This window comes from Chlorogloeopsis fritschii PCC 6912 (assembly GCF_000317285.1).
Taxonomy (GTDB): Bacteria; Cyanobacteriota; Cyanobacteriia; order Cyanobacteriales; family Nostocaceae; genus Chlorogloeopsis; species Chlorogloeopsis fritschii.
Map to the genome: position 1 here is coordinate 1 of NZ_AJLN01000015.1, position 13860 is coordinate 13860.

14 protein-coding genes and 2 pseudogenes are annotated in these 13860 nt (G+C 38.9%); 8 read left to right on the forward strand and 8 right to left on the reverse strand.

Annotation, left to right across the window (positions count from 1 at the left end; translation table 11 throughout):
- Positions 1–12 precede the first annotated feature (12 nt).
- Positions 13–324 carry a hypothetical protein gene (locus tag UYC_RS0100165; RefSeq protein ID WP_016879178.1) on the forward strand — a complete coding sequence of 104 codons (312 nt, stop codon included), beginning with the start codon at positions 13–15 and terminating at the stop codon, positions 322–324.
- A gap of 41 nt (positions 325–365) precedes the next feature.
- Here UYC_RS0100165 and UYC_RS40120 read toward each other — a convergent pair.
- A pseudogene (locus UYC_RS40120) lies at positions 366–869 on the reverse strand (type I restriction endonuclease subunit R); the annotation flags it as partial.
- A 320-nt stretch (positions 870–1189) separates the two neighbouring features.
- On the opposite strand from UYC_RS40120, the gene UYC_RS40270 reads away from it, so the two are divergent.
- Positions 1190–1336 (forward strand): DUF3155 domain-containing protein, encoded by a 147-nt coding sequence (locus UYC_RS40270; RefSeq protein ID WP_392408706.1) that lies wholly within the window; start codon positions 1190–1192, stop codon positions 1334–1336.
- A gap of 509 nt (positions 1337–1845) precedes the next feature.
- Here the strand turns inward: UYC_RS40270 and UYC_RS0100180 are convergent.
- On the reverse strand, positions 1846–2838 hold the full coding sequence (locus tag UYC_RS0100180; protein WP_016877622.1) for an SPL family radical SAM protein: 993 nt from the start codon (positions 2836–2838) through the stop codon (positions 1846–1848).
- A gap of 121 nt (positions 2839–2959) precedes the next feature.
- Between UYC_RS0100180 and tcmP the strand changes: the two genes are divergently transcribed.
- From tcmP to UYC_RS0100205, 4 genes are all read left to right on the forward strand, one after another.
- Positions 2960–4342 carry a three-Cys-motif partner protein TcmP gene (tcmP, locus tag UYC_RS35140; protein WP_016879179.1) on the forward strand — a complete coding sequence of 461 codons (1383 nt, stop codon included), beginning with the start codon at positions 2960–2962 and terminating at the stop codon, positions 4340–4342.
- Between the two features lie 274 nt (positions 4343–4616).
- Positions 4617–4751, forward strand: coding sequence for a hypothetical protein (locus UYC_RS39795; RefSeq protein WP_016877625.1), 135 nt, complete (start codon positions 4617–4619; stop codon positions 4749–4751).
- A 261-nt stretch (positions 4752–5012) separates the two neighbouring features.
- Positions 5013–5849 carry a bis-aminopropyl spermidine synthase family protein gene (locus tag UYC_RS0100200; protein ID WP_016877626.1) on the forward strand — a complete coding sequence of 279 codons (837 nt, stop codon included), beginning with the start codon at positions 5013–5015 and terminating at the stop codon, positions 5847–5849.
- A complete protein-coding gene (locus UYC_RS0100205; RefSeq protein WP_016877627.1) occupies positions 5842–6414 on the forward strand; it encodes a hypothetical protein in 573 nt (190 codons plus the stop codon). The genes UYC_RS0100200 and UYC_RS0100205 overlap by 8 nt, the downstream gene beginning before the upstream one ends.
- Here UYC_RS0100205 and UYC_RS0100210 read toward each other — a convergent pair whose 3' ends face one another.
- Positions 6415–7050: a hypothetical protein gene (locus UYC_RS0100210; RefSeq protein ID WP_016877628.1), complete on the reverse strand. Its 636-nt coding sequence runs from the start codon at positions 7048–7050 to the stop codon at positions 6415–6417.
- Between the two features lie 8 nt (positions 7051–7058).
- On the reverse strand, positions 7059–8084 hold the full coding sequence (locus UYC_RS0100215) for an ImmA/IrrE family metallo-endopeptidase (protein WP_235181594.1): 1026 nt from the start codon (positions 8082–8084) through the stop codon (positions 7059–7061).
- Positions 8085–8180: 96 nt separating this feature from the next.
- Between UYC_RS0100215 and UYC_RS39800 the strand changes: the two genes are divergently transcribed.
- Complete coding sequence (locus UYC_RS39800; RefSeq protein ID WP_268744020.1) at positions 8181–8306, forward strand: hypothetical protein; 126 nt, start codon at positions 8181–8183, stop codon at positions 8304–8306.
- A gap of 92 nt (positions 8307–8398) precedes the next feature.
- Positions 8399–9214, forward strand: a complete 816-nt coding sequence (locus UYC_RS35145) for a hypothetical protein (protein WP_235083059.1) — start codon at positions 8399–8401, stop codon at positions 9212–9214.
- A gap of 382 nt (positions 9215–9596) precedes the next feature.
- Here the strand turns inward: UYC_RS35145 and UYC_RS0100225 are convergent, their stop codons facing one another.
- From UYC_RS0100225 to UYC_RS35150, 4 genes and pseudogenes are all read right to left on the reverse strand, one after another.
- Positions 9597–10202: a hypothetical protein gene (locus tag UYC_RS0100225; protein ID WP_016879181.1), complete on the reverse strand. Its 606-nt coding sequence runs from the start codon at positions 10200–10202 to the stop codon at positions 9597–9599.
- 41 nt (positions 10203–10243) lie between these two features.
- Complete coding sequence (locus UYC_RS0100230) at positions 10244–12532, reverse strand: hypothetical protein (RefSeq protein WP_016877633.1); 2289 nt, start codon at positions 12530–12532, stop codon at positions 10244–10246.
- 200 nt (positions 12533–12732) lie between these two features.
- Positions 12733–13224 carry a hypothetical protein gene (locus tag UYC_RS0100235; protein ID WP_016877634.1) on the reverse strand — a complete coding sequence of 164 codons (492 nt, stop codon included), beginning with the start codon at positions 13222–13224 and terminating at the stop codon, positions 12733–12735.
- Positions 13225–13375: 151 nt separating this feature from the next.
- Positions 13376–13841: pseudogene (locus tag UYC_RS35150) on the reverse strand (four helix bundle protein).
- Between the last annotated feature and the right edge of the window lie 19 nt (positions 13842–13860).

A 13860-nucleotide genomic window follows, 5' to 3' on the forward strand; every position in this document is an offset into this window, starting at 1 on the left:
AAGTAAGTATTCTTGACAAAACTAGACCTACCTTTTTTTATCACAAAACGCTACCCACCTTACACTCCAAGCTTTTTAGGCTGCTTCGTCCCCCCTTCAGATATTTTTCCACTCAAGGCATTAGCCCTCGACCAAATGCGAAAATTGCGATCGCTGGTGAAGGCAATGCCCAACAATCGTCTTAAACTCGCATTAATGACAGGAGATACACCAGCCAACGATCGGCAACGCTTGTTTATTCCCAATCCCCCCAACATCTTGGCAGTCAGTCCCGACTTATTGCACCACTATCTTTATAACGTGCGCCGTCGAAAGGTTTACTAGGGTTTATTCAAAGAGAAACACAACGCCTTGGGTTAGGTTATTTAACAAGCAAGGTTGCGGTGTTCTACAGTTCGTTGACAGGCGATCGCCTCACCAATACGCTTGAGAATTTGCAAAATTTCATACAGTTCTTTTTTCGATGTAAACAGCGCAAAAACTCTTGACAGATCATATTGAGGAGTTTCTGCTTGCGTCAATTTAATAAACAAAACATCGTCCCCATTAGTCACCATACCAAACACAGGTTTATCGGGATGGGGGTTAGCCATCAGATAAGCCAGTGCTTGCGGTAAAGCCGACCAAACTGAAAGCGTAGTTTTTTTGGACTACAACACCACAACCCAAAACTGATTTTGTAGCACCAATACGTCAATCCGTCCACGTAGTAACTCCTCTCCATCATTTAGCACCAGATCTACGGATGATTCCGCCTTGATTCTGAAAGGAGGGTCGTAAAATCCTGCCAGTGCCAGCAAGGGAGATACTACTAACAACATCACAGTCCCTTCTAATAAATCACCTTCGCCACAGTGATAGAGATACCTTACAAGGGTCTGGAGCAGCATTTACTCGTGCTGCGATAAAACGCGGCATCGAATTCAAAATTGTCCATGTGTGGAAGACTTCAAGTAAACAAGAAGCCCGTCAGCTTGAAATTCAACTCAAAAGATATAAAAACCATGCACAATTATTAAGGAGAGTGCAAAATGTCAAAAAGAATTAGACAAAAACTAGGTAGATACCATTTAAGACGTAAATTAAGTGGGAAAGTTTTGCTATCAAGGTTACAAGCTTTAGTTGCTATCAACAGAACCATCAAGAAAAAACCTGTACAACTGCAAGGAAATTCATTCGCAATAACAATATTCAACCGCCATGTGTTATCACAGTACTCAAGATATCGGGTAGTGAAGAAAAATTTTTCTTGTCAAACAATGGATTATTTAGCTATAAATATGCCATTGAAAATCACAAATTATTCTCACCTGAAATAGCGTCCGTCGCTAGTTAAATCAGCCTTAAATTGAATCGACTATAGCCTGTCATATCTGGCAGGCTAAAAACGAACACTACTTGCTTGGTTTCGGGAGCATCCTCTTTTGGTAGAAAGACTCAAATAGCAAGCAAATCATTGAGATATCTGGTTGCAAGGAAAAAGACTGATTCGAGAGTTTTATTTTTTCTGTAATTGTTTCTCTGTCGTCAAGAGCTTATTTGAGCTATCAGTAAGTAGGTAGGCGCTAAAAAACACAACTATATTAAAAAATGTAAATCGCTTAAAAGCTTAGATTTAAAGGTTTTTTGGTGCTTTACATAAGTTTACGTAGTTTGGTTAAATTGTGCCTACCTACTTACAGGGTCAAATATTTAACTTCCCTAAGCTTCATGAATATAGTTTTTTTCATGAATCATTTAGGGTTGCTATATCTAGTGCCTACCAACAATTACCATAATTGCGGCTATACTTGAAATAAGTTCTGCAATTAATACTTAAATTGCAACAAATTTTATAAAGAATAACTATGTTATGGATGGCCTCAAGTTAGTTAAATCCTCCTGATTTTCGTAGTCAGACCAATGCTCAGATGTTGGTTTGTACCACCAATACTCTAAAATTTTTGAATCAACAAATCCTGTAAGTTCTTGGTCAGGCCATATATGTAGGCGTTCTAAACATCCAGTGCTATTAGCAGCTTTTTCAAAAGCTTCCCATTGCTCAATAAAATGTTTCGCCCAGGTTTTTTTAGTCATAATAGGTTTAATAAAGTCTAGACCTGCTGCCAACATTCTTTTTCCATTTGTTCCTCTTGCATTGATTGGCTCCCAGAACATAACCTCTGGTTCTATCTCTAATATTTTGTCTAGATAAAAAATGAAATCTTCTAGCGTTATTTGAGGAGGGGTTGGAGCAACTGCAACATAAAGCCTACATCCTGCTTTACGACCTTCCAAAAGAGCTTTGAACCGGAGAGAAGGTGGAGGAGAACCTGGCTCAATTTGGCGACTGAGTGTATCATTTAAGTATGGTATACTCATACCTACTGTGACATTAGGATTAACAAGAATGTCTAAGTCGTTTAGCCAAAGGAGCCCACGAGTAAGAATCCTAACTCTTTTGTTATGCTTCAATAAAGTTTCAACAGCCATACGTGTTATATCTGCTGTTTGTTTGTTTTGGTAAGGATCAGTGCCGGAACAAAGAAGAACCACGCCCTTACCAGCGGGAGTTTCATGCCATACTCTTTTGCTCACCAATGAACTTTCTAATTTTTCGGGTAGGTCTTTTCGGATAAAAAGATATTTTCCCCAATCCATTTGAGGATCATTAACACCTTTGTCTTTGAGATAAGGTTGCCTTGCTCTAATTACTGGTGTAGAAGGCACATAACAAAAAGTGCATCCATGAATACAACCTGATGCTACGTTAATTACGTAATCACATAACCCTTTCTTATAAAGGGCGCTTTTCTGAAGAGGATTAGCAATATTTTCAGAGCCTTGAGTAATAGTCATATTTAACTGTCTTAGTTTAGAAATAATCGTAATAATTTTAAATCTTGTAAAAATTAACTTTAATATAAAAATTAGTATAATCTCTGTTAACTATTGAGTAATATTTAAGGAAATCAAATTAATGTCTAGAAAAAAGAAATATAGTTGGAGTGCTGACGGGAAAGAAATTCCAGATATACCTGCTTATGCCAAAGGTAAACACTTAGTTTTACAAGAATATATAAAAAATTGGATAGAAGTAATTTGTGGTCACTGTGTTTTCGGTCCTGAGAAACTTACATTAATAGATGGGTTTTGTGGTGGGGGTGTATATAGGGATGGCGAACAGTATTGGGATGGATCAGCCATAAGAATGATTAGGATGGTTGAGGAAGGTCTACTAAAGGTTCAAGAAAGAAAACCTTGGTACAATCCTGATATCAACTTTATATTTATTGATAATAACATAGAACACACAGCTTGTCTAGAATTACAACTTAAAAAAGCAGGTTTTGAGCATTATCTGGTATCAGGCAAATGTCAAATAATTACTAATAATTTTCTAAACGAATTAGATAAATGCCTTAATATAATCCGAGTAAGACGAGGCTATTCGTTCTTTTTTTTAGATCCTTTTGGATTAGACATTCAGCCAGCAGTTGTTAGAGAAATAATATCACTTGGTCGATCTGAAGTTTTATTAACTCATATGCTTTCTGGATTGGTAAGGATATTAACTAGGCGGGAAGATAGATATAAAAAGTTTTTTCATGAATTTGAAGCAGATGAATACTATACAGATCTAGCCGAGCAAAAAGATTTTCGTAACAGGCAAGCTTATTTAAGAAATCAAGGTTTATTACTATATAGGCAAGAAGGTAATGTTAAATATGCTTGGACATTTGCAATTATGAAAAATATTAAGACAGTTGAGTACTATTTGATTCATTTATCTAGTAATTCAACAGCCTTAGAAGTTATGAAACGAACTTTATTTAAATATAATAACTTAGAATATCAATATCATTATGGTGTTTATGGTTTAGGCTTTAGAGAACTTGAGTATTATGAACATAATCTGAGCATATATAATATTTCTCAGCAAAATCTAAATGATTGTATAGATGATTTAGCTGAACAGCTAATGCAGCTTGTATATGAAGAAGAAGATGGGATAACGTTTGAAAAACTTTATTTACAAACTACCCAAACTAATCCAGCCACGATACCTCTTTATATGCAAGCTTTAATTCAACAAAGACTTGAACAAGATATTAAAATTATTAGACAAAAAAAGCTAACGCAATCAAGAAACATAAAAAATGATGATTTGATTATAAAATCCAGAGATACACCTTTATGGATTCCTGGACTAACAAATAGGTTTGAAAAAGTAAATAAAATCGATAGCGATCAAAAAATAAATAGGGAAAATCAAACAACTAAGAAAAGAAGGTTAAAACCGCAAGAAACTACTTTATGGATTCCTGGACTATCAGCAGATTTTAATAATGAAGATGACTAATCTTTATTTTTTAATCATCTTTAGCCATATCTTCGGCATAAAAATAGCATTAGTATCTGCCGTAAATCCCATTATTGGTTTGATGTTCAGTATGGTTAAGGTTGTGGTTTCTTGTATTACACAGACTCAGCCACACAAAATTATTGGGAAAAAGCTGCAATTGCAATATTAATGGCTAGTTTCGCGCAAGCAAATAATACCTCGGAAGCTGAACCATTGTCATAACTAAAAGGGGACTGCACTGAGAAAGAGCAGTTTTCAAGACCTCTGCTCAATGACACTTATAGCAGAAATCGCTGCAAAAAGGCTGCACCATCTTTGGGCAGTTCCACAAGGACGGCAATACCTTATAATCGCGCTGGCGGATGATACTGCGAGTACAAATATTGAGCAACAAGCGAATGATTAAGTTCCCACCAAGAAAAGCTTTTTACTAAGGTAAAAAATCTCAAAAAATCTGATAAATCAGAAAAATAGCCTAAACAATGGCAAAAAATTTTTGTATTGTTATGATTGATGTAGCAAATAATATAGCAGATGCAGCTTACGTACTATGCCATAGACAATCGCCGATTATTGAGTAAACAAACTTGCAATTGAAGGCGAACTCTATTGCATTTTAATATAAAATGCAATCTGCTTTTTACAAGAGCACTCTTTGGGGGCTTGCATGGAATTTGACCTGCGAAAAGCGATCAATGCAATTTCAGACGTTGTCCAGAACCGACCTGCCCCTATTCGCGAGTTCGACCAAATATACATGAAGGTCGCCGATATGGTGATCCAAGCAGAGTACGTAGCTCGTGTTTTTGACAACAAGGATATCGTATTTGTCGGGGACGGTGATGGAATTGCACTGTCCGCCGCTCATTTAAAAGCCCAAAATGTCATTAATTATGGGCCAAGGTCGATTACTCTACTTGATTTTGATGAGCGGATCGTAAATTCCGTGCGACGATTCGGTGAGAAACTTCAACCCAAAATTGAGATTTCTGCACACCTTTATAACGTGGCAGAAGCACTGCCCCCAGAGCATTTTGGTGCATACGATGGGTTTCACATCAATCCACCTTGGGGTGCAAGTAACGATGGAGAAAGTGTTATAGCTTTTTTTGAGCGCGGCAGTCAAGCAACTAAAGAAAAAAGCTTAGGTATCGTCGTTATAGCAGATGACCCTGATCTACTATGGACACAGGAAGTATTACGCGATACGCAACGCCGCGCACTTGAACTTGGATATGTAGTATCCGAACTGCTGCCACAGTTACATCTTTATCATCTCGACGACGCACCTGATCTACGTTCATGTTCGTGTCTATTCCGTCGTATTGACCCTAGTTGTATGCAGATAACATCGGAACCTCTTGAGTCAGCGAGACTGGAGAATTTTTATGGAAAGAGTTCCCCGTTGCGCTTTCGATACGTACGTGAGCGCCCAACACTGAACACAGAAAGAGAATCAGATCAACTCTACATACTTGAAAAGCTTGAGGTGGAAAATGGATAATACGATGAAGAAAGCGGGAATCATTTTCATGAAAGTTGGGCTGCACGCGCAAGAGAATATTGAAGACATTATCAAACGTAAACAACGCGAATTTGAAGAAACGGGTTCAATTTTCTGGGGCTATGGCGGTAATACTTGCCATCCCTTGACTATGGTTCAACCATTTGCGAAAGAGGTGGAAAAAAGTGGCAACGAAGTTCTCATTGTTATGCAGAAGATGAACTCTAGACATGCTGCCCCACCAGAAATTGCTAAACAGTACTCGGACGATGGTGTTAATTGGCAGCCGATTCCCAAGGGTATAGAAGTCCGCGGGTCACGCTACGCTTTGGTTCTAGATGAGCTTAGAGTAAAGGAATTTGACTTGGATCTGGGCGAACTACAGGTTGGAGTCGGTCCTAGCCGTGGGCGCAAGGCTGATAAGTATCTGGTTGGCCGAGCGGACAAAGGATGCTTTCTCTACGCACCTCATGATCTGCCAGTTACACCGGATGAACAGACTGTGAAGCGTATCGAAATTGTCGCTCGTGTGAAAACACCGTATGCAGTTTTTCTGAAGAATTAATTAACTGGATTGCACATATAACAGAGTTCTTGTAACAGCACGCAAGTTTTTGATGTATGAAGAAAGCCCCTCTTGTACTGACTCGAAAGAGGTGGGATTACTGACACCAAACACAATTCTCAGTGCTATATCGACATCTGGATTGGATCTCACACAATCTTGGACGTGGGCAAATTGGTATTCAACCAAGTATGAGAAAAGTACCTCCATAGTCACCACACGGCCTACCAGTGCGTTGGCGATCTGAGTAACAGAATCATTAGTACAAAGCGCTGTCAAAGAACGCTTGTCACCCGTGATTACGAGTGTGTTCTCGTCAGTAGCGCCCACTGCAAGCAGCAAGGCTTCTCCGGCATCGATATTCTGAACAGCATTCAGCGCATCCAATAGATCTGGGTCAGCCGCTCCAGCGTCAAGTGGTATAGAACTTCTGAGGAATGCTTCTAGCCTAGCGGCACTCTCTTCATCTTTACAGAAACGCAAGCGATTCTTAGCAGGAAAGAGCGAATATTTTGCGGTCGCAAGTACGCGCACACTGGTGGGAACACAACCAAATAGAGCTATGGACTCATCAAGCAGCCCATAACGCGCAAGTTTAAGTAAGGCATCGTTATCGATCAGAATTAGCCGATCCATAAGCAACCTCACCTACTGTATGAACCAGTAATCCTACCAAGGAACTCTATGGTGTCCGGTGGTAGTGCTTCAGTATCGATCTCTCGCCACATCGCTTCGTTAATGACAGTTGACGCAGATGGATTCTCACCTTGCAGGAGCTTCGCAGCAGCATTACCAACTCCCCATTTTCCGGTGTGATTGGCAAAATTTAACACAATGTGTCCAGGATCGATATAGTGTGCCTTACCAAACTGAAATGCCGATTCCGCTAGTTCTCTGAAGTTGACTCGATTGTCTAACACGGTGTAAGTCGCGTTTTTCCTACCGTTTAACAACTCGATCGCGAACATATCTGCCTGGCGCTCGTCGGAGTCGTTATCCTTCAAAGCGTACGAGTCTTCGCTCAGTTCTTCATCGACCAATATTTCGCCAGGAGTCACATGCCCAAGCGCCAAATGGGCGACTTCGTGGGCTAAGATAAAGAGTTGCCATGCCCAAAGGTACGACGCTTTTGACAAAATAATGACCGGACGGCTGTGGGTATAAACCACCATACCATCCATCTTCGCCACATCTTTGCCAAGCTCTGCCAAATAAACTACTGGTACACCGTGTGACCAGCAGGTCATCAACAAATTCCTCAGACCTAGCCAGTTCCCTGGAAACGAAGAAAGCACTTCTTGGCGAAGCACGTCTGCTCTGTCTCCAAATAACCTAAATTCCACTGGACAAGCCGATGCAACAGATTCGGCAACGCTAACAGCAATTGATGATGCAGCCTTCAAGTTCTTCGACTTGTTCGGAATCGAACGTTTATACTTTATGTCACGTCGCCGAAGCGATTCAACTCGCGGGCTTGCAGCGAAAAGAGGAGCCGCACGAAGACCCAATCGCTTTGCAAGAATTGTAGCGATTTCCGATGAAGCGGCAGTATCTGATAGCACTTCTGTGGTTACCCACTCGGGCAGCAACATATTTTGCAGACTGCGCGGGAAGCCAGCAGACTCAAGCGATCCAAAGATCATGTCAATCTGGCGATTAGGTGTAGTCAAGTGAATCTCCTGCTATGTCATCTTTTTTTCTGTTTAGCCCTTTCAATTTTTTAATAACCACAGCGCATAAGAGATGAATAACTGAGTAATGCACTGATGTTGCCCAACAGAACGCTGAACCGTGAAACTGGCAGTTACTCATCACCACTAGCAAAGCCATCTCGCTTGAAGAAAGGTTGTGTGCTTTTAGATGAGATAGTAGCTTTTGTATTAATGAATTGAGTTTGATTATTTTCTACCTTAGTTATTATAAACCAATACATTAATTTGTATTGAATAGGATGGTGATATGATCTAGGCACTTGGAGATGCCTATGACAATAAATAAACTACCGCCGACATTCTGTTGGACCAAAATGGGAACCGAGGCTGGCGAAGAGTTGACAGCTATTATTCGTAGGAAGGAGTGGGAACGGCAATTAGGTAGCGGTTACTTCTTATGGGGAGTTGGTCAGTCATTGGGTGAAAATGCCAGAGTCGCTGCCCGTGACACAGCGTCTTTGCGTGCTATTTTTTCGCCAATGCCTAGCAAACCCAAGCCCATTGATGTGTCACCAACTGAAGTGGTCTTGTGGAACGCGTGGGTTGACGTACAAGGACAGACGCGACAATTACCAATTCACTGTTTCATCACTAGCCGTGCGTCTTTGCCTTCTGGCAGAAAAAAGCAAAGCCATTACGCTTTAGTGTGTTTTTCTGACAGGGAATTGAATGCACCGCAAGAAAACATCTGCATTTTTCCGAGCCAACTTCGTAATATGACAACAAATAAACCTCTTGGTGCATCACAAGTGACAGCTGTTGTACGTGTTGACAGAGCGGCAGATGAGTTATGCGATATCAAGGGCTATTCCATTAGCTTTACTACCGAACTTCGGTCGCCCTATTGTGTGCAACTGGCTGAGCCAGTGCTGCTGAATACACACGAACTCCTTGAGATTAAGGCAATTTCAGACTCGGGTAACATTGAATCATGGAGTGCTTTGGTCAGACGACTGCGTTCCCGTATAGTAGACCGGGTAGATTGGGTTCAATGTACGTTAAATCTGGGTGAACCAGATCAGCTATCTTTCACTGGTAATGTCAATCCACTTGAGTATTCTGAAATTATTAACTTGGGGCGAAGATAGCAAGCTCGTTGCCTGGACACGAATCATAACCGCCCTACATATATGCACTTTGGTATCTTCCCCAATCCTTACCTTGCTTGAGTATTATGTGTAGTATGTAATAAATGTTGACATTCAAGAGAAGTCTGGGGACATAGCCAGGGTAGTTCTTTTGTGCATGGGCTGCGCCCGATCGCAGCAACTCTCTCAAATACACTCCTATTTTCAGTTCTGTCCTTCTGCCGCTGCCACTTTATTTGTTTTATTGTCGGATTTTTGTAATAGCTGTTCAGTTCTATGAGATGCAATAACGGGGGTACAAAGTGTGAACAAATTATAAAAATCGGATGCTTTCAGCTACAGGTTAAGTATTCCTCCTATGCTTATTACTTTCGTCAATTAACTAGGGGAGAGAAACATTCAGTACGAAAGACTTAACCTTTTTGTTAGGCTGTGATATTTTTTTAGCTTCTATTTCAAAGTAGTTTTTCGCAGCTTCAAGGGTTGAGAAATTTTTTGTATATCTCTGAGCGTCTAATTTACGATAATCTTGCTTACTCCATTTATCACAGTTAAACCAACCAACAAGGTAAACTCCATGTTGACAACTGATATCACTAAGATAGCGGTCAAAAAGCTGTTCTTTCATTGAAGAATTAAGTTCTTTATTCCATGTTCCCTTAACTTCTATAATCACACTAAAAGTTTCAATGGTTTGATAATTACCATATTGTGAAGTACAATCGATACGCAAATCTACATAATCCTTTCGATTAATCTCGACTTCACGACTAACAATAATACCTAATGGTTTTAGCTCATCATCTAAGTATCTTTTTACACAAGAAGACAAGTCATGTTCATCTTTAGGTGTAAATAAATCTTCTTTGAGAATTTCATTTTGTTGGTTATTAATGGTAGCTTCAAGATTTTGAAATACTTTATATAGTGGATTTATAAATGTGAGAAATAATTTTTTAAGTACACCACTTTTTACTTTACTCCACAATTCAGTTACAGGTAAAGTTTCATTATCCTGAAGTTTATTCTCTAATCGCTCCTATATGCTTTTCCCATCCATGCTTCTACATCTGAGATTTGATTGTAAACATAATTTTTTGCGGCTTCTATAATCCTTGAACGAATTATAAAATCTAGCTCTTGCCAGATCGGTAATTTTTCTAAGTCAACCTCAGCTTCTAATAAATAGAAATTTTCATTATCTATCTTATAAGATATCCAATAGTTTAATTGCCACCAAGCATCTAAATTTTTATCTAGAGCTTCGTCTAATAATTGAGTGATATTTATAATTATATCTTTTAATGATATCTCTGCTTGTTGGGTTTTGTTTTTCTCTATATATTGAGCATCTAACTCCAAATTCCTGTAATAATAATTTCTAGCGGACTTTGCTTGCTCTGAATCCAGTTCAATTGGATCAATATAGAATGAAAAAGCTTCTTTGAATTCTGGAATATTGTCATTTATAATACATAACAATATTTGTTCTACATGGTCACGATTTTGTAAGTTAAATACTTTTAATAAAAAGTTAAACCAAACTTTTTTATGCTGTGTAATAATAGCTGTTTTCCAAGAATTTATTAACCATAAAAAATCTTTGTTAGTAATAATTTGTAAAATATAAAATTTAGTATATAAAGTTGGATTATCAATAATTAAGTTGGAATTTATCAAGGAGTATTCAAGTTTAAAAAATGTATATTTTAGAAAGCTGTACGAACCTGCTTTCACTGCCAAAATTAAAAAATATATTTGCAAAAATGGAATGCTTCCATTGACGAGTAGATCCGATATAGCTACTAAAAGCTTATAGCGTTTTTCATCATCATTCCATAACCCCAATTCAAACAACTTTTCAAGATGACTTCCGCCAATTCTTTGATACTCAAACATTGCAGTTAAGATTATCTCAGCAAGAGACTCTATAACACCTGGATAATCAATAAATTCAAACCCCTTACCTATTAAAGAAATTATAAGTTTACGAAATGAAGAATCTAACCCTTTTCCAGTTCCACTTTCGTCAATCAACCTAAGTTGTTGATTAAACCAAATTTGTCGTTCTTTAACCCACTCTAATGCTATTAGTAAATCATTCGGTTGAATGTCTTTAACTAAATCCTGAGTCAAAAAATTTTCGTAGGCTCCGAATGAATTAGACTTTTTTGGAAATGTAATTACACTGAATAATTCTGTTGCCGACAAGTATTTAGGCCAGGTGGCTTTTAAAGCATAACCTCTCAATGTATCCAGTTCATCTTCTGGATTTTCGTTTATTAAAGGTTTAAGCTGGGCTTTTATTTCTTCATCGGCAATACTACAAATAGTTTTTGCTGCTTCTTGACGAACTTCCATAGATTGAGAAAAATCAAGAGCAACTGATAAAATTATAGATTGTAATTCTTTTAATTCACAAACTCTAGCAATATAAATGGCTAACTTCCTGAGCTCATTTTCTTGATTTATTCCTTCAATATAAGCTTTGAGTTGTTGAGATAAATTTGGATGATAAAATTTAGCTCCATAAGTTAAAATTGGTAAATCATAAGATACTATTTTATTCTCTTCACAAAGTTGTAGAATAGCAGTAACTAATTTAGATCTATCTTCATTACTTTCAGTATTAATATTTCCCTTAAGTATAACTTCAGGGTCTGAATTTATAATTTCCTGAAACATTTCAGGTATTAGGTATACAACCCAAGCTGCTGTTCCATGTAACTGAGGAACAAGTCTGCCGTCAGGATGAAATAAGAGACTTTTCACCTGGGGTAAAGCCAAACCCTGTTGCTTAATATACCAAGCTGCTAAAAATTCAGCATAACTTTGATGTGTCCAAACAAGCTTATCAGCAGAATCATTAGAGTAGCGTGTGAAAAACCCTTTAGATAAAGTTTCTATTACAGCATCTTTATCTACCGAAATTTCGTTTTTGAAGCCGTTTCTCTCAAAATACTCATTGCCACCAATTAATTCTTCAACAGTTATGGTGGCATCCCTATCAGGGATAGCATCTAAATCTATTCCTTTCCAAATAACAGGGCGACCCGTAAAAATTGAGATAGCGGCTATACGTGCTGCTACAGCCAGACATTGATGCTCATCAAGTTTAATAAGTTGTTGGCGAAGTTCCGTTCGCTCTCTACAAAGCCTTTGGCAGCCTTTTAAGTAAAGATCTGCTTGATTAGAGGGAAGTTGCTTGTTACCATCTTGATACTCTGCAAGCAGTAATTTGAGAGTAACTGGTCTAACACGACTTGCACTTCCTGCTTTGTACCAAAACCGTTCCCATTTGTAATTTCTGTCAGTCATACCAAGATAACAATAATTTTTTACTAAAAATTTTTCTTAATTTCTGACTTAGTACAAGTCAACTATAAAAGCGATGCTACTGATGCTGCTTTTGTTTAAACAATTTTAAACCTGCAATGGATAGTATGAATACATTGTCTTACTAGCTTGTAAAGTATATTTTGAAGAAGTAGCGATCGCCCTCCATGAGTTGGGCACATTCAAAAACCCCCAACATCTTCTCCTCCTACACCACCGGAGCCTTCCCCAAAAAGCCAATCGCTATCACTGTCGGCATTACCTTCGCCATCCACTTGAAGATTTAAGGAAGGTATTAGCTGTTCAATTTGGCTTTCAAGTCGGGAGATCGCCAACGTTAAAGAAGCAAGTTGCTCCCTATCCTTCTTAATTTCATTTGAAATCCCCACCCGTAATTGATTTAACCGCTCCTGGAGGGTATGCACTTCCGTTTTGGTCGCAGAAGGAATGCTCACTTTCTCTGACAAGGCAGTGATTTGAGCTTTCAAAGCTTCAATTTCAGTAGCAGTTGCACTTACACCATCCGCACTCTCTTCCACAAGTGCATTTCTAATACAATCCAGTACAAACTCCTTAAAAGTGAGGCGCAACTCCTCAGCACGCTGCTTGGCCTGCTTCACCAACTCCCGGTCTTCTTCAGACAGAAGTTTTATATTTATCTGCGGATAATCCACCAGTCCCTCGCGCTTTTGTTGTGGAGAACTGAGAAGAGTAGGGGAAGTGGGGGAAGTAGCCGGAGTAGGGGGAGTAGGGGGAGATAGGGAGGAAATGCTCTTTCTCCCCCAGCTTCAAAAGCGATGGAATAGTTATTTACTTGCAAGTCCCTTAGTGCTTCATTAACCAAGATTCAGAATGATTAATCATATTGACTAATCCACTCAAAATCTGGTTATAGGTTCCGTAGAGTTCTCGACCAATCTCAACATTCAAGTAACCACATTTAACACTAAACTCTATCCAGGTTTGAGTTTCGGCTGCTTCTGCTTCACAGTCATTCAATTTAGCGACGAATGCTGCCTCATATCGACGCTTCCTCCATGCCTCAGCTAAATTCGCGCACACAGAACGGGATGAACGACGAATTTGATGAAGCAGCGCGGTCTTGGGGGTTTCCCCCATGAGCGACTGCTGTACGCCGGAGGCGTTCCCGCAGGGTACCCGGAGGGTCGGTAAGCGAATACCTTTCCTCCACAGGAAACTTTTTCGATAATTCAAAAATTTGCATCGCCGTATCAAATGCCATCTTGTAAATTTCTAAATCTTGATGCTTTCTAACCAGTTCTTTAACCATTTGCTTTGAGTTCTCATAT

Coding starts and splice junctions, on each gene's coding strand:
- UYC_RS0100200 (WP_016877626.1), top strand. CDS start 5,013: ATGGAATTTGACCTGCGAAAAGCGATCAATGCAATTTCAGACGTTGTC.
- UYC_RS39800 (WP_268744020.1), top strand. CDS start 8,181: ATGTTGCCCAACAGAACGCTGAACCGTGAAACTGGCAGTTACTCATCA.
- UYC_RS0100205 (WP_016877627.1), top strand. CDS start 5,842: ATGGATAATACGATGAAGAAAGCGGGAATCATTTTCATGAAAGTTGGG.
- UYC_RS39795 (WP_016877625.1), top strand. CDS start 4,617: ATGACACTTATAGCAGAAATCGCTGCAAAAAGGCTGCACCATCTTTGG.
- UYC_RS35145 (WP_235083059.1), top strand. CDS start 8,399: ATGACAATAAATAAACTACCGCCGACATTCTGTTGGACCAAAATGGGA.
- UYC_RS0100230 (WP_016877633.1), bottom strand. CDS start 12,532: ATGACTGACAGAAATTACAAATGGGAACGGTTTTGGTACAAAGCAGGA.
- tcmP (WP_016879179.1), top strand. CDS start 2,960: ATGTCTAGAAAAAAGAAATATAGTTGGAGTGCTGACGGGAAAGAAATT.
- UYC_RS0100180 (WP_016877622.1), bottom strand. CDS start 2,838: ATGACTATTACTCAAGGCTCTGAAAATATTGCTAATCCTCTTCAGAAA.
- UYC_RS0100210 (WP_016877628.1), bottom strand. CDS start 7,050: ATGGATCGGCTAATTCTGATCGATAACGATGCCTTACTTAAACTTGCG.